This is a genomic window from Bacillus haynesii (assembly GCF_014042035.1).
Classification (GTDB): Bacteria; Bacillota; Bacilli; order Bacillales; family Bacillaceae; genus Bacillus; species Bacillus haynesii.
In genome coordinates this window covers 1,959,772-1,979,518 of the sequence record NZ_CP059494.1, presented here as the reverse complement: position 1 = coordinate 1,979,518, position 19,747 = coordinate 1,959,772, and the positions used below count along the sequence as shown (strand labels likewise).

Genomic DNA, 19,747 nt, shown 5'->3' with positions numbered 1-19,747 from the left:
CCATTATATGTAATTTTGTTTGTCCTTTATGCAATAGAAGACCCCTGCGGTAAAAGAGGCAGGGGAAGTCTTCTTTTTTATATAAAAACTACATGCCTCCGTGCCAGCAGCTCCAGCAGCAATGTCCCGCGCAGCTCCAGCAGCTGTGGCCCGCACAGCTCCAGCAGCTGTGGCCCGCGCAGCTCCAACAGCTGTGTCCCATGCAGCTCCAACAGCTGTGTCCCGCACAGCTCCAACAGCTGTGTCCCGCGCAGCTCCAACAGCTGGCACAGCTTCCGCAGCTCCAGCAGCTTGCGCAGTGTTTAACATTGGCGTGATGGCGGTCCGGATCCCAATGCGTCATATCGTCTGCCTGGAATTGATCCATCTCCAACGACTGCAGTTCATCATGGAATGGTTGCATTTTAATATCCCCCTTCATCGTTAAAATTTTTGACCAAAACACAGTAAAAGAAGAATGAAACATAAGCAAAGTCAGATTATGTCAAATACCCCGGGTACTCACAAGATCAAATTATGAGGTCTGTTAGGTGGTTGTTACTAATTTGAACGCCTATTTTTCCTGTTATTGGATTTTGTTGAAGAGGGGCTTTTATTTTGCGGCCGTACTTGCGGCAATTTATTGATATAAAGATCGGCGGGGCTGAAGAGAGGAGGACAATAAGTAAAACCAAAGAATACGAGGCAAGGTGGAGAAAGAAAATCAATTGTAAGTCATGTGGAGTGAAAGTCTAAATTGAATGCAAATATAATTTCTAGAAACATCTAAAGTGAAGAAAATATAGAGGGTAAAGGTAACCATTCGGCTTAGGAGGAAAAAATCAATTGGCGTTGTATAATTATATAGCAGCTGAGCATCATTCTAGCAGTTTTATACTGATGCGACTGCTTATGTATCAGTTACTACAAAAACAGGTTCTTTCAACAAGTATGTTTTCTAATGATTTGATAGAGAAGGAGAGATTGCTTTGGTCAATTTTTCAATCATAAATGCGGTCATTGTTTTAGGAGTCTTACTATTCATTGTTTGGGGGATTGTCTCCTTTATTAACAGGTTTAGAAAATCAAGAAGGTCATAACAGGATGAGAGGCCGGACAACAGACCGGCCTCTTTTAAAATCGTTATTTTACAATCAGCACCGGGATCTCCGATTTTGTCGATATCTTGTCGCTGACGCTGCCAAACAGGAGCTTTTTCAGGCGGTTCTGGTCGCGCGTACCCGTGATGACAAGATCAGCGCCGATATTTTCCGCATGTTGCAGAACTGCGTTGGCCGTGTCTCCTTCCAACACCTCAATTTCCGCGTCGTACTGGTTTTCGCTTAAAATGATTTTCGCTGCCGCAATCGCTTCTTCCGCGCTGTCCTCGTAGATCATGGGTTCACCGGCCAAGTCTGCATCGTGGGGGACCCGGGGCGCGGCCGGGAAGCCGCTGTAAAGGTATGGCGCGCCGGCAGCGGGTCTTTCGGCCGCAGCCTCTGTTCTCACTTGCCTCGGTTCATGGACATGGGCGACGGTCAATTGTGAGCCGAGCCTTTTCGACAGGTCGATCGCTTTTTTCAGCGCTTTTTTGCTTTCCTCTTTTCCGTCAAACGCGACTATGATCCGGTCAGCTTTAAACAAATTGATCATTCCTTTCAGAATGGATTTACTGTTATATTACCCGTTTTCCCAACAAATCTAACGAAATATGAGAATATGAATCAAAAGCCTGCCATTCGCCAAAAAAACAAATTGACAATTAAAGGGCCGTACTATAAGATGGAAAATATTAATAAGATTGGAGGGTATCGTCATGATTACAAATATCAAAGCATCAGTTCAACAACAAAAGCACCTTAACGTGACATTTCCATACCTTCCTTATGATCGGAAAACCGTTTCACTCTAACACCTTCAAAGGAGGGCGCATGTCGCGTGAACAAGCGTACATGCGCCTTTTTTATATCGGAAAAGGCATGCTGGTACACAGTGTGCCTTTTTTTTTCTGGGAAAAAACATTCTGTTTCCGATGCGGAGCAGCATGTTTTTCTAATAAATAAATCGCACATAAGGAGGAATTTTTTATGCCGAGTATCAGAAAAAACGAAATCAAAGATTGTAAGGAAAAACTTGAAGGCGGCTAAAAAAGGAGAGGATATCAGATGTTTTCTGTTTTATGGAAGCTGGGCTGGTTTTTTAAAGCCTCTTGGCGGCGCTACACGATAGCGGTCGTCCTGTTGATTATTGTAAACGTATTGGAAATGTTTCCGCCGAAGCTGCTTGGCAACGCGATTGACGACATGCAGGCGGGCACTTTTTCCAAGGCCGGCATGCTCGGCTATATCGGTTTATTTCTCGCGCTTGGCGCAGTTGTTTATATCTTGTCCTATTATTGGATGTATCAGCTGTTTGGGGGAGCGAACCTGGTCGAAAAAATTCTCAGATCCAAGCTGATGGGCCATTTGCTGAAAATGACGCCGTCTTTTTACGAGAAGAACCGCACAGGGGATTTGATGGCGAGGGCGACAAATGATTTAAAAGCGATTTCCATGACGGCGGGCTTCGGCATTTTGACCTTGGTCGATTCGACGATGTATATGCTGACGATCCTTTTGACGATGGGTTTTTTGATCAGCTGGAAGCTGACGCTTGCTTCGATCATTCCGCTTCCGCTAATGGCGGCTGCCATCAGCATCTACGGGAAAAAGATTCATGAGCGTTTCACAGAAGCGCAGGATGCGTTTGGCGCTTTAAATGATCAAGTGCTCGAGTCCGTATCAGGAGTAAGAGTGATCCGGGCCTATGTACAGGAGAAAAACGATGTCAGCCGGTTCAACAGCATGACGGCTGATGTGTACAAGAAAAATATGAAAGTCGCTTTGATCGATTCGCTGTTTGAACCGACGGTGAAGCTTTTGGTCGGGATCAGCTATTTAATCGGTCTTGGCTACGGCGCCTATCTTGTTTTCCGCAGCCAGCTGACATTGGGTGAACTCGTCTCTTTCAACGTGTACCTCGGCATGCTGATCTGGCCGATGTTTGCGATCGGAGAGCTGATCAATGTCATGCAGAGGGGAAATGCTTCGCTTGACAGGGTAAATGAAACATTGGCATATGAGCCTGATGTGAGAGAGCCCGCTGAACCCGAAGCAGCGGAGCCGGGCGATATTGTGTTTGACGGGGTCACTTTTACGTATCCGAGCTCTGCGTCGGAAAACCTGGCCGATATTTCATTTACCGTATTAGAAGGACAGACGGTCGGAATCGTCGGAAAGACGGGGAGCGGCAAAACGACATTAGTCAAGCAGTTGCTGAGGCAGTATCCGCAAGGAAAAGGAACGATCACCATTTCGGGCGTGCCGATTGAGCGCCTGCCGCTTGATCAGCTTCGCAGCTGGATCGGGTATGTGCCACAGGATCACGTGCTGTTTTCAAAATCAGTGAAAGACAATATTTTGTTCGGCGGACACCTCGCTGAAGAACGCGATTTGCACGCCGTCATCTCTGCAGCACATCTGAAAAAGGATATTGAGATGCTTTCAGACGGCTTGGAGACAATGGTCGGAGAGAAGGGCGTCGCTTTATCCGGGGGACAGAAACAGCGGATTTCAATTGCGAGAGCGATGATTGCGGAGCCCCATATTTTGATCTTGGATGATTCGCTGTCCGCTGTCGATGCGAAAACGGAAGCGGCGATTATTGAAAACATCCGCAGCAGACGGAAAGGCAAAACGACGTTTATTACATCACACCGGATGTCGGCTGTCGAACACGCCGATTTCATTCTCGTCATGGAGGATGGAAGGGTCGTTGAGAGAGGGACGCATCAGGAACTGATCGGCCGGAAAGGCTGGTATTTTGAACAATATGAAGCACAGCAGCTTCCTTCGGGAGAAGAAGGGGGGACTGTAGCATGACAACAGGAAAAAGGCTTTTCCAATATGCGCTTCTTTATAAAAAAATTCTCATCTGGGCGCTCGTCATGCTGACGATCGCCGTCACAGCTGAGCTGACGGGGCCGATGATCGCCAAAAAGATGATCGACGATCATATTCTCGGAATTGAAAAAACGTGGTATGAAACGACAGAGAACTCGAAATATACTGTTTCCTACAAAGGAAAGGAATATATCAGGGAAGACAGGACAGACCCTTCAGCTGAAAAGCTGCAGGAAGTTCACATCTTTCAAGTCGGTATGAACTACTACTTTGTGGGGGAACCGGTTTCCTTTGACGGGGAGCGGACGGTTTCCGGGGGAGAGCTGAGAATGACGAGCGGAGACCGGACGGAAACCTACAAGGCCGATCGCCTGTCTTTGTCTGAAGTGTATGCTTTTTACGAGCCTGAAATAGGAGGGCTGATCTCGCTCGTTTCTATTTATTTCGGCCTTCTCATTTTCTCGATCTTTTTCCATTACGGCCAATTCTACCTCTTGCAGATGAGCGCAAACCGCATCATTCAAAAGATGAGACAGGATGTATTCGCCAACATTCAAAGGCTTCCTATCCGCTATTTTGATAATTTGCCGGCAGGAAAAATCGTTGCAAGGGTGACGAATGATACCGAAGCGATCCGCGATCTGTATGTGACCGTTCTTTCGACGTTTGTTACAAATATCATTTATATGGCCGGAATATTCGCCGCACTGTTTTTCCTTGATGTCAGGCTGGCCGGCGTCTGTCTGTTGATTGTGCCCCTGATTGTCATTTGGGCGGCTGTTTATCGAAAATTTGCTTCAGGCTACAATCATAAACTCAGGTCAATCAACAGTGAGATCAACGCCAAAATGAATGAATCGATTCAAGGCATGACGATTATTCAGGCATTCCGGCGCGGACAGGACACAAAAGAAGAATTTGAACAGCTGAACGACAGCCACTTTCATTACCAAAATAAAATGCTGAAATTAAATTCGCTCATGTCCCACAACTTGGTCAACATTCTGAGAAACGTGATGTTCACCGCCTTAATCTGGTATTTCGGGGGATCTGCCCTGAACGCGGAAGGAATGATTTCAATCGGCGTCCTCTATGCATTCGTCGATTATTTGAATCGTTTATTTCAGCCGATTACGGGCATCGTCAACCAGTTTGCCAAGCTTGAATTGGCGCGCGTATCATCGGAGCGGGTTTTCCGCCTGCTGGATGAGCCGGGTGTCGACGTCAAAGAGCCGGGCAGCGAAAGAGCGCGGGGGCGAGTCGTGTTTGAGGATGTATCATTTCGCTATCATGACGGTGAAGATGTGCTGAAAAACATTTCATTTGAAGCGAAGCAAGGGGAGACCGTTGCACTGGTCGGACATACAGGCTCAGGCAAAAGCTCCATTATGAATGTACTTTTCCGCTTTTACGATATTGAAAAGGGCGATGTCAAAATCGACGGCAGAAGCATATATGATATGTCAAGGCAGGAAATCAGAAAGCATATGGGCATCGTTCTCCAGGATCCTTACTTATTTTCCGGCACGATTGCTTCAAATGTCAGCCTTGACAATGCTGATATTACTAGAGAGCAAATAGAAGCCGCCTTGAAACAGGTCGGGGCTCTTGAGGTGCTCGCCCGTCTGCCGAAAGGCCTTGACGAGCCGGTCATCGAAAAAGGAAGCACCCTTTCTTCAGGGGAAAGGCAGCTGATCTCGTTTGCGCGTGCGCTGGCATACGATCCGGCTATTCTTATTTTAGACGAGGCGACGGCCCATATCGATACCGAAACAGAAGCGGTCATTCAAAAAGCGCTTGACGTCGTCAAACAAGGGCGCACAACCTTTATCATCGCCCACAGACTGTCAACGATCAAAAACGCCGACCAGATTCTGGTACTTGAAAAAGGCCGGATTATCGAGAGGGGAAATCATGAAGAGCTGATGAAGCAAAAAGGCCAATACTATCAAATGTATGAACTGCAAAAGGGGAAAGGAACCCTGATAGGGTAAGCCGGATCTTCACCCGGCCTTAATAAGCGAGTCCCACCCTTGCCTTGACAAACTGGTCAGACTCAAGCTGTGTGAAAAGAAAATGAGCGGTGTCGCCGGTGGATATTTCTTTTCCGCCGGGCGGCAGAACATCCCGTTCAAAACGGTATGTCTTCAATGCCGGCCCAGCGGGGAGATACGTCGGACAGACGATCGTCCAATCCAGATCAGATTCGCGGAGCCGTTCGTACACCCGGGCATGTTCTTGCGCTGCGCGCGCCGAGCGCCGTTTTGACTCGTTTGTTTCAAAGCGGTAAAGGGACGGGTTCTGCCTGGCGTTTAAAATGCCGGCGGTTCCGATGGTAATCAGCCGTTTGATTCGATGTACGTTCATAGCGTTTATAATATGTTCGATGGAGACGGTCAATGTATCGTCTCCATCTGTGTTTAAACAGCTGACAACGATATCGCAATTTTTTATTAAAGACTCGACGTCATGCCGGTTCCTGGCGTTCCCTGTAAGTGCTTGGCAGCATTTATCCGGAATGCGGGCACCTTCCGTCCTCCGGACAAGAGCGTAAACGGAATGATGCCCATCCTCTTCAATTAAATTGAGAAAGGCCTGTCCGACACGGCCTGTACCTCCAAAAAGTGCAATCTTCAACATGATCACTCCCATCGGATCTATCATACGTCAGATCGTCCGGAAGAAAAAGCCCCGCGAAAACAAAAGGGTCCATGATAAGGGCGTACATTTGAGACATACTCATTCAATAGAGAAATCCCGACAAATTGAATCAATTCCCAATTGATGCTCAACATCACCTGCATGCCGACTCCTCCTTTATACCAGCATATGAAAAAAGGAGAAGCGAGTGCGGGCTTTCATAAGATATGCCAACGGTGCGGGCCGCCGCTCATCATTTTATGCAGGGAGGACCGCCGTCGTGGCAATGAATGTGAAGGTTTGTCGACACGCTAAAGAAGGTGCAGGATATGCACCTTCTGTTATCCATGAATATGAAGTTGTTTAAAATTGTTGACCGCCCATAGATGCTTGAGCTTGGGAAACTAAACGTTTTGTAATTTCTCCGCCGACAGAACCGTTTGCACGGGAAGTCGTGTCAGCGCCAAGGTTTACGCCGAACTCAGAAGCGATTTCAAATTTCATTTGTTCGATCGCTTGTGCTGCTCCTGGGACAAGCAGTTGATTTGAAGAATTTTGATTAGCCATTTGTCATCAAACTCCTTTATAAAAAATGGTATGGTTGGGCTGACTGGAATTGCACCAGCTGACGGCTTTCACCGATAGAAAACCGCTGCCTTCTCGGCTAAAGCCCAATGTTGTTTTGTACTACGTATTATGGTGGATTCGATAAAATAAATGCGCGTTTTAATCTGGTAAATGTTGAAAGGCAAAAAGGTTAGGATTGGGGCAAGCTAAGGGAAAAAGCCAGGAGGATGAAGAAGATGATGTGCCCAGTATGCAATGGCATTCTCGTCCAGACAAGGCATTGTCCGAAGTGCGGCGGGGAAATGGCGGACGCCGGGAGAGCAACCGATTTTTTCGGTCCCTACAGTCCGTATATGGAGTTCGATTCATTTAAACAAACGCAAACCGAATGCGTTCATTTATATACTTGCCAGGACTGTACTTATGAAGAAACCGTTGAAATTAAAACGACCGAAGCATAGTCGTAGCATGCTTCGGTCATGGAGAATGTTTGAATCCGGATTATCCTTCAGAGCGGATGCGAAGCTCCGTTTCTTTGTCAAAGAAGTGAGCTTTATTCATGTCAAGCGCCAGTGGAAGTGTATCGGCGGCCTGGACATCGGTCCTTGAATCGACTCTGGCGATGAACGGCTGAGTGCCGGCTTGCGAATAAAGCATCGTTTCCGCGCCCATCAGCTCGGCTACCTCAATTTTCGCATCGATTTTCGAGTCTTTTGACGCTTCAATGAAAACAGGTTCATCATGGATATCCTCAGGCCTGATTCCCATGATAATTTCCTTGCCGGCATAACCTTGGCTGCGCAAAACTTTCATTTTTCCTTCCGGCACGCGAATCGAAATGCCTTCGAATGTAAACATGTCTTCTTTCAGAGTGCCGGTAAAAAAGTTCATCGCAGGAGACCCGATAAAGCCGCCGACAAACACATTTTCCGGATTTTCATAGACTTCCTTCGGCGCGCCGACCTGCTGGATGATTCCGTCTTTCATGACGACGAGCCGCGTAGCCATCGTCATCGCTTCAGTCTGGTCGTGGGTGACATAGATGGTCGTCGTCTGCAGGCGCTGATGAAGCTTTGTGATTTCAGCGCGCATTTGTACGCGCAATTTGGCGTCAAGGTTTGATAACGGCTCATCCATCAAGAACACCTTTGCGTCCCGAACGATTGCCCGGCCTAAGGCGACGCGCTGGCGCTGTCCGCCGGAAAGCGCTTTTGGCTTTCTGTCCAAATATTGTTCAAGGCCCAGAATTTTGGCCGCTTCATGGACACGCCGTTTGATTTCATCCTTCGGAAACTTCCTCAGCTTTAAGCCGAAAGCCATATTGTCATAGACGTTCATGTGCGGATAAAGGGCATAGTTTTGGAATACCATCGCAATGTCGCGGTCCTTAGGAGCGACATCATTCATCCGTTTGCCGTCGATTGTGAATTCGCCATCCGTAATTTCCTCAAGGCCTGCGATCATTCTGAGCGTTGTCGACTTGCCGCAGCCTGACGGTCCGACAAAGACGATAAATTCCTTATCCTCGATATGAAGATTAAAATTATCCACAGCCGTGACTTTGTTGTCATATACTTTATATATCTGATCGAGCACGAGTTCCGCCATTTTTTCTCCCCCTCTTTTATGTAAGCGCTTTATATAATCTTAGTTTATAAAAAACGGCGGTGCGGTGTAAATGGACATGGTGCACAAATCCCTTTCGTGCATGTTGCTAAAGCCGCTAAAGGAGATGCATCATCAAATAAACAGCGGCTGCTTCTTCAAACTGTCTGATGTCAATCCCAGTCCGTTCGATGAATTTATCAATTCTGTACTGCAGGCTGTTTCGGTGGATAAACAAACGTTTTGCTGCCAGAGAGGCATTCAGGTTGCATCTCATATACGTTTTGATGGTCAGGGATGTCTCGGGATCAGACAGCGCATCTCTTACGGCGTCCGAAAATGATGAAGCATGAACCCGCTCCGGTTTTGCTGTCAAAAAAGACGGGAGGAACTGGCAAAACGTGGCGACGTTTTCGATGTCACCCGCTTCCAGCATATAATGAAACATTTGTTTTTCAAAGCGGATTTTGCCTTGAAGCGATCCGTTGACTGGATGAAGCTGGCCGCTGAAAAACACAGGGTTTGCCATGAAATCGCTTGTCAGTGCATCCGCAAGCTCAGACAGCTCTTTTCTTGCGAGAAACGGTGAAGGATTTTCGTGGACGATAACGGCTTCATGCCGGTCGTACCATACAACAAGCGGGTCTTTAAAAAAGCCGCTGACCGCTTCTTTGATCGCCTGTCTTTCTTCAGGGACATGCTCCATTTTAAAAAAATGGCCTTGTATCAGCTGAATGTTCCCCGGGTTTTGAAGGGGGACATCGCGAAAGAAATATTCATGCCATTCTTTCTCCCGCTTTGTCAGCTGCTGTGCTGGTTGCGGTTCTGAAAAAGGCCGGAACAGGCAATGGAGCAGCTCTTTTTCCCGGTCGGTAACCGCGCTTTTCAAAACGCCGAAGGTTTCGCCTTCGTCGGTTTGAAACCATAATACATCGTGTTTTGAAACAGCCTCAGATACAACCATCCGTTCACCGTAAAGCGTCTTTAATTTCTCCAGCATACGACAACGTCCTTTTCTTTACTCGTAAATATGGAAGAGCATTAATTCGTGGATTTCGCTTTTCAGGGAAGGCTCGTCATCATGCGGGGGATATGTGCTGCCCCACTCGATTTCCCCGGATTTATGATAAATTCCTTCATAATGAATTCCTTTATGATAAAACGATATTCTCCAGCCGGGAAGCCTTTCTTTTTTAAACAGCGGCTTCCATTGAAAGTGAGAAATCATTAACGCCACGCTCCTTCATTGATTTCAGGTGGGTAAAATCCAGCGAGCTGACTAATCGTTGATTTGTTATCATTGTATCTCATTCACAGAAAAGATCATAGATTCTTTTCAAATGGAGTTTTTCAAAAAAATACCGTGAAGAAGCAGATTCTTCACGGCTTGAGGTCATGCCACATGTCCTCCGGATTAAGGATTGACTGTTCAGTTAAATAAGAAGCATATTCGAAGCTTCTTTTCTTCGTTAAGCGGCTGACAGATGCCAGACGGGGATGGGAGAAGATTCCCCTGCCGGGTCGGGAGTTGGCTTCAAACAGCCACACCTTTCCCGAACGGTCCAATCCTAGGTCAAAGCCGATTTCCCCGATGAAACCGTCAAGCTTTTCGTCAAGGACCCGGCTGAGGAGGACCGCCGCTTTTGTCAGCTTTTGCAGAATGTGTAGCCTTTCCTGAGGATCATCATAAATCTCTGCAAGCGTTTTGACGGCTCCGCCGCTCGACATGTGGGTTGTAATTCCGTCCTTTCCAGCGATTTTGGCCGCGATGGCTGTGACGGTCCATTGGCCTTTTCCGTTTTTGTTTGTATGAACCCTGAAATCTGCCGGGTGATGATCCACTTCGATCCGTTCAATGCCCTGCTGGGCAAGAAAAGAAGTATGTTTGTGTTGCCTCTGCCATTCATCTAAACATTCAGCAGCGGATGAATAAGATGTGAAGCCTTCGGCATGTCTGGCGAGAATGCCGTTTTCTTCCCGTTTTGAAAGCTGAAATATGCCTTTGCCAAAACTGCCGCCGGCGGGCTTTACATAAACGAAGCCGTATTGGTCGATCATATCTTCGATTTTATCGGCATCAGGCTCCAATGCCGAAAATGGAAGCAATTCCGCTGTCCTCTCGTCTTGCTGCAGACATTCATAGATCTCCCATTTATTAAAGAAGCGCGGATTAAACCAGGGAATGCGGTATTCATCCATAAGCCGGGTTTTTGTTTCCCGCAGAGCGGCGGTTTCTTCGGCTTTGCGGTTCGGAAGTCTGTCGTAAACGACATTGGGCAGCGGGACTGTGGTCTCTTCCCAGCCGTTTTCTCTGAAAATGAGAGCCTGAACCGTGCCTTCTTCCCAATTAATCTGGTGCGCTCCGAACAGATAGCTGTAGCCCCCTGCCGGGAGATCCATCGTCAGCAGCTTCGAAAAAAATAAAGACCTCCCTCTGACAGGATCCAGCTGCGATTTTGTGAAACCGGCCGTGAAAATCCCGATTAAAGGTCCGATATAGACGGTATTGTCGCGAAAAAGCAGGGAGGCTTTGCCGCGGTACGGAATCCGCAGGTTTTTGTACAGATTTTCAGATAATAAAACGGTGCGCTTCAAATGGCTGTCAAATGAGACATGGCATCGTTCAACACTCGTACCGAAAGCCGCGAATAACAAACCGTCCTGTTTGAAAGAAGCGGGCAGGAGCATCGTGTTTTCGCTCGTCTGGTGGATGCCGACCGTCAGCGGTTGACCGGTCATCTTTTCTCAGCCCCTTTCGCGCCGGCTGAAGCCGTTAAGAATGAGCAGTACTCCAAAGGACCTTTATACAAAAGCTCCCTTTTTTCAGGAGAGTGTTTGATAAAAGCGTGCTTTCCGGGCTTTGAATTGACATCCAGCAGCCAGACTCTTCCGTCTTTCGTCAGGCAGATATCGAGGCCGAGCTCGAATAATGGCCCGTGATTCGATTCAAGCGCAAGGGGAACGGCCTGCGCCATTGTCTCTAAATCATCGAGAAGAACGGGCTGGCGCTTTTTCGGCACGGATAAAAGCCAGCTGTCAAAGCTCACCGCCTCTGAGCCTCCGGCCAGGTTTGCAAGCAGTCCGTGCTGATAGCTTCGCCTTACCGTTTTACCGGCTGTTTCCCATTCGCCATAGCCGTTTTTCTGAAGCAGCAGTCTGATATCACACGGAAAACCGTCTTTGTCTTGAATATCGAGGAACGATTGCAGCAGATAGCGGTGCTGAAGAACTTTCTGACACCAAGTTTCAAATGAGGCCTGTTTCGAAAATGACTTCAACTGTTTGTGTTTTCCGGTTTGGTAGGCGGCCTTCACCGTTTTTCCCGTAAGCTCGAGGTGAATGATGCCGCGGCCTCCTGATCCGGATGCAGGCTTCAAGATGCACGATTTTTCTTTTGCAAGCTTGCGCAGGATATCCTGGGCATTTTCTGCAATCGTTGTTGCAGGAAGGTAGGACTTGATGACGGGATCGGCTTTCAATGCTTTGTAAACCGTCCATTTGTCAGGAAGTCCGAGTCCTAAAAATGTCGTTTTAGGATACTTTTTGAGCCATTCGACAATCGGTTTTGCTTTTTTCGATTGCTGATCCCTGCCGTAAAAGCAGCGGTCATAAATCAATTCCGGGATTTCTCGTTCAATTTCATTCCACTGTCCTGACTTCGGGTGAAAGGAGAGTCCTTTCACAAGCAGGGAACCGGGGGAAATATCCAGGGGCGTGAACCGGATAAACCGGATTCCGTAGTCCGAAGCCGCTTTGGCCAGTTCTTCGGCATAGGCTTTTTCATGTTCGTGCGACAGCGACATAAATCCAAGCGTCATCATGATTATACCTCCTTCATGAAAAACAAGGCTTAAAAGGCTGAGACTGTCAAACTTCGGGCAAACTTTAATATATAGACTTCTGTTTCATGATACGCTTGAGATTGCAGAAATAGGCTTTTGCAAATTGGAAATGATTAAAAATTTTAGAGCGCCCTTCATACAATTGCCATCTGACCCATTGTATTTTGAAGCGGCTTGCTCCATTCCGTTATTTGCCCGTCTTTTATTCAGCTACTATAATAACGTTAGGCAAGACGGTGAGGATCGATCGTCAAGGCCCACGCTGTGCAGCTATGATGTCAGGTAAAAAGGAAGGCAGTTGAAAAAAACATGTATGTATTAGGGATTTTTGCCGTTATGATTGCAGTCGGTGCACTTATCGGCGCTGTAACGAATCATTTTGCGATTAAAATGCTTTTTCGCCCATATAAAGCGATCTACATATTTGGAAAAAGGGTTCCTTTTACACCCGGGTTAATTCCGAAAAGGCGCGATGAATTGGCGAGGCAGATGGGACAGATGGTCACAGGCCATCTGCTGACAACAGAAGGGATCAAAAAAAGGCTTGCATCCGATGCGGTCAAAAGCCAGGCGGTGCAGGTTGGAGAGCGGCTCTTGGCGCATCTCTCGCAATCAACGGCCACCGTTGAAGAAGCATTGGAAAGCATCGGAATTTCAAATCCCGCTCAAAAAGCGGATCAAGCGGTATCCAGATGGGCGGATGAGAAGCTGTCCGCATTTTTAGAGGCGTATGAAAATGAACCGCTGAAAGAGCTTATCCCTCTTGAGGCCCAGGAAAAGCTGAAAGAGAAAATTCCAATGGTGTCCGGCTATATTTTAAGCCGGGCTGTCAGCTACTTTGAAAGCGATGAAGGAAAGGAACGCCTCGGACATATGATTGACGATTTTTTGAAAGAACGGGGCATGCTCGGCAGCATGGTGCAGATGTTTTTAGGCAACAGCAGTCTGGTTGACCGCGTTCAGCCGGAGATTGTGAAGTTTTTAAAGAACGGCGAGACCGCGCGGTTCTTAACAGATCTGCTTGAAAACGAATGGGACAAGCTGAAAGAATATACGTTCAAGGAAGCGGATGACAAATGGAACCTCAAGCCTCTCATTTTCGATTTGAAGGAAAAGTTTTTGAAACGATTCTCGCTTCAGCCGTTTTTCGAAAAGACGATTGGCTCTTCTATTTCTAGTTTTGAGCGGGACATCGCTTTGCGCCTGCCGCAGATGGCCGACCGCATTCTCGAAGAGGCGGGCCGCCGCCTGGATCAAGTGCTCAAGCAGCTAGAGCTCGAGCAAATCGTCAAGGAACAGGTGGACAATTTCCCCGTTGAACGTCTTGAAGAAATGGTGTTGTCCATTTCCAAGCGGGAGTTCAAAATGATCACGTATTTAGGCGGCCTGCTTGGCGGAATCATCGGAGCCGTGCAAGCCATCTTTGTGATTTTGATATGAGGCTGAAGACGGCCTGTTCAAACGGAATTATCGTATAACTGTGAAAAACACTCCATAGTTTGTTATAGTGGAGTGGTGCCGATTCCATAAGAAGAATACAGGCAGGAAAGGAGCGGATCAGGATGACGGTCAATTTACATGACTCGGCTTATGACTTGGAACAAGCCTTGCGTCAAAGCGATGAATATTCCCGATTGAAAAATCTTTATGATGAGGTGAATGGCGACCCATCTGCTAAAAAGATGTTTGATAACTTTCGCGATATTCAATTGAACCTTCAGCAAAAACAGATGAACGGCGAAGACATCACTCAGGAAGAGGTCGAACAAGCGCAAAAATCCGTGGCGCTCGTCCAGCAGCATGAAAAAATCTCGCAGCTGATGGAAGCGGAACAGCGGATGAGCATGCTGATTGCTGAATTAAACAAAATCATCATGAAGCCTTTGGAAGAGCTTTACGGAAATCCAGAGAGCTGATAAAAAATCCCCCCTTGTCAAGACAAGAGGGGATTTTTTCACTAAGTGAACAAATAACGTTCATAAAGATTTAAAAAAAGACTTGTCAATTCGTGAAATAGTTGCGATAATACTAAATGTAAGTGCTTTCATTTTTTGCCGGGATACGATCATGAAAAACGGACTGGCGGCAAAATGATAAGGGGTACAGAGGAAATTGACAGACTGAAAGCACGTCTGCTGGTCAAATAAAGGGGTTGTCAATATACGGTGAATTGAACGAAAGGGGCGTTGAATTCACTGTTTTGAATATGAGGGAGAATCATGATCGTATCCAAACGATGCGAAGTAAAAAGTCTGTGAAAACAGGCTTTTTTTAGTATGTACATCAAGAGGGCTGTTCTAAAAAAAGGGACCGGGACATATCCTCTATAACAGATTCAGTCATCAAAGAAGGGGGACCTCCTGGTGTCAAAACAAATGCTTGCGCTGAATATAGACGGAACGCTGCTTCGGACAAACGGACGGCTTCATCCCGCAACGAAGGAAGCGATCGAATATGCAAAGAAGAAAGGTGTATATGTTACGCTTGTGACGAACAGACATTTCCGCTCCGCTCAAAAAATCGCCAAATCTTTAAAGCTGGATACGAAGCTGATTACACACAGCGGAGCGATTATAGCGGACAAAATCGACGAACCTTTATTAGAAAAAAGGATTTCCGAAGAACAGACATTTAACCTTGTTCAAATACTGGAAAGCTATGATTGCAATATCAGAATTCTCCATGAAAAATATTCGATTGGAAACCGGAAAAAAACGAATTCCAACCTGCTGGGGAAAACGATGATTCACCCGTCTGACCCGATTTTTTATCCCGTCCAGTTTGTCGATTCGCTGAGCGACATGCTGATGGATGAACCGGTCAGTGCACCGGTGATCGAGGTTTATTGCTCAACAGGACAGTCCGAAGAAATCAGGCAGACGATCACAAATGCGTTTCCTCTCGTCGACATCATTGAAGCGGGAGAAAAAATGCTGATCGTCCATAAAGGGATTTCGAAAGAAGCGGGCTTGACGATGCTCGCCGCCGACCTCGGTTTAAAAATGGAAGATGTCGTTGCGATCGGCCATGATATCGACGATCTTCCGATGATCGAGCTTGCCGGGCTCGGAGTCGCAATGGGCAATGCTCCTCAGGAGGTCAAGCAAAAAGCGGATTGGGTAACGCGCTCCAATGATGAACAGGGCGTCGCTTATATGATTAAAGAATACTTCAGAATGCAGCAAAGCAAAGGGTTTCTTAAAAAATTCCATATTAAAAAAGTCTGATTCTTATAGGGTCCCCGCTTTCAACTTGAATGCGGGGATTGTTCATTCATCGCTGCCTTAAAGGAATGTTTGTTTCCCGGATTGATTTTGCCCATTTATTTTTGTACACTAAAGAAAGTTTTGAAACGAAAAAGGTGATGACATTGCGCATTTATATAGAAGGGCTCCAAGACGTAAGGTTCCAGAGACCGCTTGAGCATATAGCCAACTTATTCTTTGAAGAAAGCGAAGTCGCTTTTGGCGAAGAAGCGCCGGCAGACCTTGCAATCGTTCTCGGCTATGAACGGGAAGAGAACGGTGTTAAGGCTTCGGGTACGATAAAAGATACGGACATTACAGCAGAATATGCGAAAAACATTGACCCAAAACTGACGGAAAAGGAAGCGTTTAAACAGGTGAAGAACACCGTTTCCTACGTTTTTTTGAGCATGCTTCAGGAGCATACCGGGATCATTCAGAAATGGGGGATTCTCACCGGTGTCCGTCCGACAAAGCTGCTTCACAAAAAGCTTGAGAGCGGCATGCCAAAGGAAGAGGCCCATGCCGAGCTGAAGCGGGACTATTTAATTCACGACGAAAAGATCGAACTGATGCAAAACATCATTGACCGTCAGCTGAAAGCTGTACCCGATTTGTATGAGCTGGGTCAAGAGGTCAGCATTTACATCGGCATCCCGTTCTGCCCGACGAAGTGCGCCTACTGCACGTTTCCGGCGTATGCGATCAGAGGACAAGCCGGACGGGTCGGCTCATTTTTGTGGGGGCTTCACTATGAAATGCAAAAAATCGGTGAATGGCTCGAGGAGAACGATGTCAGCATCACGACCGTGTATTTCGGCGGCGGAACGCCGACAAGCATTACCGCTGAAGAAATGGATCTATTGTATGAAGAAATGTACCGTTCATTTCCCGATGTGAAAAATATCCGCGAGGTCACAGTTGAGGCTGGACGGCCCGATACGATCACAGAGGAAAAGCTCGCGGTCTTAAAAAAATGGAACATCGACCGAATCAGCATTAACCCGCAGTCTTACGAAAATGAAACGCTGAAAGCGATCGGACGCCACCATACCGTGGAAGAAACGATCGAAAAGTATCATCTATCGCGAAATGCCGGCATGTCGAATATCAATATGGATTTGATCATCGGCCTTCCGGGCGAAGGGGTAAAAGAATTCAGAAACTCTCTTTCCGAAACTGAAAAATTAATGCCCGAATCATTGACCGTTCATACGCTGTCATTTAAGCGCGCGTCTGAAATGACGAAGAACAAGCATAAGTATAAGGTGGCTGACCGCGAGGAGATTGTCGCGATGATGGATGACGCTGTCTCGTGGACGAAACAGCACGGCTACCATCCCTACTATTTGTACAGGCAGAAAAACATTCTCGGCAACCTGGAGAATATAGGCTATTCCCTTCCCGGCCAGGAAAGCATCTATAACATTATGATCATGGAGGAAAAACAGACGATTATCGGGATCGGCTGCGGAGCTGCGAGCAAATTTGTCGATCCGCGAACGGGAAAAATCACGCACTTCTCCAATCCGAAAGACCCGAAAACGTACAATGACAGATTTGAACACTATACAAACGAAAAAATCCGCTATTTGTCTGAGCTTTTTCAGAAGCATGCAAAAAGCGGCTCTCAACAAGAATAGAAGCTGCTGCCGGGATCACCGGCAGCTTTTTTATTGCGGAATCAAGCCGGAATCGGCAACAAAAAAAGGTTTTAGAGGGCAAAGGTGGAATAGTTTAAATAGTAACAATTGTAAACGTATTCACGGAGGTGCAAGATGGAGTATATCAAATGGAAAGACGAAAACGGGATATTTGAAATTGTGCTGAATCGCTCTGAGGCGTACAATGCCCTGAACGAAAAAATGCTTGAAGAGCTGAATGAAGCTTTGCGTGTTGCAGAGGAAAGCGAATCGCTGCTCCTCCTCGTGAGAGGCAGCGGCAAAGGATTTTCTGCAGGCGGAGACATTAAGATGATGCTCTCTTCCGGAGATCAAGACGGCTCCGCCCGCCTCATTGACACGATTTCTGAAATTGCGGTGAAGCTTTACAGCATGCCGAAAATAACTGTAGCGGCTGTACACGGTGCGGCCGCAGGTCTGGGATTGAGCCTCGCGCTCAGCTGCGACCATGTACTGGTCGAAAAAGAGGCGAAGCTGGCGATGAATTTTATCGGCATCGGGCTTGTTCCCGATGGGGGCGGACACTTCTTTTTAGAGCGGAGAGTCGGTGAAGCTGCGGCCAAAGAATTGATTTGGAGCGGGAAAAAATTGACGGGGGCCGAAGCGCACGAGCTTCGGATCGCAGACGCCGTATTCAGCGGGGACTCCGGCCATTTTGCACGCATCTATCTTGAAAAGCTTCTGCACGCTCCGCTGGCAGCGATGATTGAAACGAAAAAGATCTATCAGGCGCTGAATGGCGGGCGGCTGCAAAAAACGCTCGAACTCGAGAAAGTGGCCCAGATGAAAATGCGGCTGACGAGTGACCATCAGGAAGGGATCCGCGCATTTTTAGAAAAGCGTCAGCCGCAATTTAACCGTCAGCAAGTATAACAAGAGCGGCCCGGCAGGAAATTGATCTTGGGAAATGATGTACAGAAGCAATTGTAAAAAAATTTAAGTTTCTATAAAATGATTCATAAGACACAGGTCTGTACGAGCTCACGGGAGGCGGGGAAATTGAAACAAAAGATTCCATCTGAATACGTTGCTAGAAAGCTGAATGATTGGTACAACGCCATTCGGAAAAATCAGGTCGCCGCCAGTGAATCATTGAAAGCGGAAATTTTAAATGATTTTCAAGACATGGAAGAAAATCAGGACGTCCTGCTCTACTATTCGCTGCTTGAATTCAGGCATAAGCTGATGCTCAGCTATTTGAAACCGGAAAAGACTGAAAATATCGAAAAAAACCTCCGCGACTTAGAAGAAAGAGAAGACCAAATGACAGGTTTACTGAACTACTATTATTGGTTTTTTAAAGGGATGTATGAATTCAAACAAAAACGGTTCGTCAAGGCAATCGGCTGCTATAAAACGGCTGAACAAAAGGTCAGCGCATTGGAAGACGAGGTTGAAAAAGCCGAATTTTATTATAAGCTTGCGGAAATCTACTATTATATCAACCAGAGATACCTATCGATCAACTATGCGACGCTCGCTTCCGATATTTTTAACCGGTATGAAACGCTAAAAGAAAAAAAGATTTTCTGCGATTTTATCATTGCCGGCAATTGGGTTGAATCAATGACATACGGACCCGCGCTGAAAAGCCTGGCCAATGCGCTTGAAGACGCCAGGAAAATCAAAAACAGCCATTTGACGGCAGCCGCTCATTTTAATTTGGGAAATTGCTACTTCCATCAAGAATCGTACCGGGAAGCCTCAGATCATATGGAGAGCGCCCTTTCCATTTTTGAACAGGAAAGTTCATCATATATTCCAAAAGTGCTGTACAACTTGATGTACGTTCGTCTAAAGCAGGGAAACCATTCCGGAGCTGCCGCCTGTTATGAAAAAGGCATCCGAAGCGCGGCATCGCTCGGGGATGAAGAACACGCGGCAAAGCTTAGCATCCTGTGTGGGCTGTATTTGGACGACGGGGATCAGAAAGCTGTGGAAAACGGATTTGATTATTTGGAGTCAAACCATTTATATGCTGCTGTTGAAGAGCTGGCTTTAGACGCAGCCCAGTATTATAATCAAATTGAGCGGCTTGAAGATTCCATTTTTTACTATGAAAAGTGTGCTCAGGCAAGACGAAAAATCAAAAGGGGAGATGCGTTGTATGAAAGCTAAACTGTTGTTCGTCATGGTGTCGCTGGCTGTTGTGTTAACGTCTTCAAGCTTTTTGGCAAATGCGGGGAAAGCCCCTTCCTTGTATGCGGACAAAATGATCACGACTGACAAGGAGGCCCGAGTTTAAG

The 19,747-nt window shown here is 46.8% G+C and carries 20 protein-coding genes and 1 tRNA gene; 10 read left to right on the top strand and 11 right to left on the bottom strand.

What is annotated here, in order from left to right; all coding sequences use genetic code 11:
- Positions 1-88 precede the first annotated feature (88 nt).
- Together H2R00_RS21520 and H2R00_RS09825 are read right to left on the bottom strand one after the other, a co-directional pair.
- Positions 89-343, bottom strand: coding sequence for a heterocycloanthracin/sonorensin family bacteriocin (locus H2R00_RS21520; RefSeq protein ID WP_367303120.1), 255 nt, complete (start codon positions 341-343; stop codon positions 89-91).
- A 779-nt stretch (positions 344-1,122) separates the two neighbouring features.
- The gene (locus tag H2R00_RS09825) at positions 1,123-1,623 is read right to left on the bottom strand and encodes a universal stress protein (RefSeq protein WP_154999694.1); all 501 of its coding nucleotides are present in this window, start codon (positions 1,621-1,623) and stop codon (positions 1,123-1,125) included.
- Between the two features lie 521 nt (positions 1,624-2,144).
- Between H2R00_RS09825 and bmrC the strand changes: the two genes are divergently transcribed.
- Both bmrC and bmrD read left to right on the top strand, forming a co-directional pair.
- On the top strand, positions 2,145-3,899 hold the full coding sequence (gene bmrC / locus H2R00_RS09820) for a multidrug ABC transporter ATP-binding protein BmrC (protein WP_154999692.1): 1,755 nt from the start codon (positions 2,145-2,147) through the stop codon (positions 3,897-3,899).
- Positions 3,896-5,914 (top strand): multidrug resistance ABC transporter ATP-binding protein/permease BmrD, encoded by a 2,019-nt coding sequence (gene bmrD, locus H2R00_RS09815; protein WP_154999691.1) that lies wholly within the window; start codon positions 3,896-3,898, stop codon positions 5,912-5,914. Before bmrC ends, bmrD begins: the two co-directional genes overlap by 4 nt.
- Before the next feature lie 19 nt (positions 5,915-5,933).
- Here bmrD and H2R00_RS09810 read toward each other — a convergent pair whose 3' ends face one another.
- The 4 genes from H2R00_RS09810 to H2R00_RS09795 form a co-directional block, all read right to left on the bottom strand.
- Positions 5,934-6,560: an NAD(P)-dependent oxidoreductase gene (locus H2R00_RS09810; protein ID WP_234112807.1), complete on the bottom strand. Its 627-nt coding sequence runs from the start codon at positions 6,558-6,560 to the stop codon at positions 5,934-5,936.
- A gap of 20 nt (positions 6,561-6,580) precedes the next feature.
- Complete coding sequence (locus tag H2R00_RS09805) at positions 6,581-6,724, bottom strand: hypothetical protein (RefSeq protein WP_182070936.1); 144 nt, start codon at positions 6,722-6,724, stop codon at positions 6,581-6,583.
- A 199-nt stretch (positions 6,725-6,923) separates the two neighbouring features.
- Positions 6,924-7,127 carry an alpha/beta-type small acid-soluble spore protein gene (locus H2R00_RS09800; RefSeq protein ID WP_003180196.1) on the bottom strand — a complete coding sequence of 68 codons (204 nt, stop codon included), beginning with the start codon at positions 7,125-7,127 and terminating at the stop codon, positions 6,924-6,926.
- Positions 7,128-7,158: 31 nt separating this feature from the next.
- Positions 7,159-7,234: transfer RNA gene (locus tag H2R00_RS09795), tRNA-OTHER, on the bottom strand.
- A gap of 129 nt (positions 7,235-7,363) precedes the next feature.
- Between H2R00_RS09795 and H2R00_RS09790 the strand changes: the two genes are divergently transcribed.
- On the top strand, positions 7,364-7,588 hold the full coding sequence (locus tag H2R00_RS09790; protein WP_076793266.1) for a hypothetical protein: 225 nt from the start codon (positions 7,364-7,366) through the stop codon (positions 7,586-7,588).
- Positions 7,589-7,628: 40 nt separating this feature from the next.
- Here the strand turns inward: H2R00_RS09790 and H2R00_RS09785 are convergent, their stop codons facing one another.
- From H2R00_RS09785 to H2R00_RS09765, 5 genes are all read right to left on the bottom strand, one after another.
- Positions 7,629-8,735, bottom strand: coding sequence for an ABC transporter ATP-binding protein (locus tag H2R00_RS09785; protein ID WP_182070935.1), 1,107 nt, complete (start codon positions 8,733-8,735; stop codon positions 7,629-7,631).
- A 115-nt stretch (positions 8,736-8,850) separates the two neighbouring features.
- On the bottom strand, positions 8,851-9,732 hold the full coding sequence (locus H2R00_RS09780; RefSeq protein WP_182070934.1) for a helix-turn-helix domain-containing protein: 882 nt from the start codon (positions 9,730-9,732) through the stop codon (positions 8,851-8,853).
- Between the two features lie 18 nt (positions 9,733-9,750).
- The gene (locus H2R00_RS09775; protein ID WP_182070933.1) at positions 9,751-9,969 is read right to left on the bottom strand and encodes a YheE family protein; all 219 of its coding nucleotides are present in this window, start codon (positions 9,967-9,969) and stop codon (positions 9,751-9,753) included.
- A gap of 143 nt (positions 9,970-10,112) precedes the next feature.
- Positions 10,113-11,471: a YheC/YheD family endospore coat-associated protein gene (locus tag H2R00_RS09770; protein ID WP_182070932.1), complete on the bottom strand. Its 1,359-nt coding sequence runs from the start codon at positions 11,469-11,471 to the stop codon at positions 10,113-10,115.
- A complete protein-coding gene (locus H2R00_RS09765; protein WP_154999630.1) occupies positions 11,468-12,553 on the bottom strand; it encodes a YheC/YheD family endospore coat-associated protein in 1,086 nt (361 codons plus the stop codon). Before H2R00_RS09765 ends, H2R00_RS09770 begins: the two co-directional genes overlap by 4 nt.
- A 330-nt stretch (positions 12,554-12,883) precedes the next feature.
- Between H2R00_RS09765 and H2R00_RS09760 the strand changes: the two genes are divergently transcribed.
- The 7 genes from H2R00_RS09760 to H2R00_RS09730 all read left to right on the top strand — a co-directional run bounded on the left by H2R00_RS09760 (position 12,884) and on the right by H2R00_RS09730 (position 19,746).
- Positions 12,884-14,014 carry a DUF445 domain-containing protein gene (locus H2R00_RS09760; protein WP_182070931.1) on the top strand — a complete coding sequence of 377 codons (1,131 nt, stop codon included), beginning with the start codon at positions 12,884-12,886 and terminating at the stop codon, positions 14,012-14,014.
- A 122-nt stretch (positions 14,015-14,136) separates the two neighbouring features.
- A complete protein-coding gene (locus H2R00_RS09755; RefSeq protein WP_154999628.1) occupies positions 14,137-14,490 on the top strand; it encodes a YlbF/YmcA family competence regulator in 354 nt (117 codons plus the stop codon).
- A gap of 447 nt (positions 14,491-14,937) precedes the next feature.
- Positions 14,938-15,801: a Cof-type HAD-IIB family hydrolase gene (locus tag H2R00_RS09750; protein ID WP_043927105.1), complete on the top strand. Its 864-nt coding sequence runs from the start codon at positions 14,938-14,940 to the stop codon at positions 15,799-15,801.
- 143 nt (positions 15,802-15,944) lie between these two features.
- Positions 15,945-17,462 carry a coproporphyrinogen III oxidase gene (locus H2R00_RS09745; protein WP_154999627.1) on the top strand — a complete coding sequence of 506 codons (1,518 nt, stop codon included), beginning with the start codon at positions 15,945-15,947 and terminating at the stop codon, positions 17,460-17,462.
- 135 nt (positions 17,463-17,597) lie between these two features.
- On the top strand, positions 17,598-18,374 hold the full coding sequence (locus H2R00_RS09740; protein WP_154999626.1) for an enoyl-CoA hydratase: 777 nt from the start codon (positions 17,598-17,600) through the stop codon (positions 18,372-18,374).
- A 126-nt stretch (positions 18,375-18,500) separates the two neighbouring features.
- On the top strand, positions 18,501-19,619 hold the full coding sequence (locus tag H2R00_RS09735) for a Rap family tetratricopeptide repeat protein (protein ID WP_182070930.1): 1,119 nt from the start codon (positions 18,501-18,503) through the stop codon (positions 19,617-19,619).
- Complete coding sequence (locus tag H2R00_RS09730) at positions 19,609-19,746, top strand: hypothetical protein (RefSeq protein ID WP_182070929.1); 138 nt, start codon at positions 19,609-19,611, stop codon at positions 19,744-19,746. The genes H2R00_RS09735 and H2R00_RS09730 overlap by 11 nt, the downstream gene beginning before the upstream one ends.
- Position 19,747 lies beyond the last annotated feature (1 nt).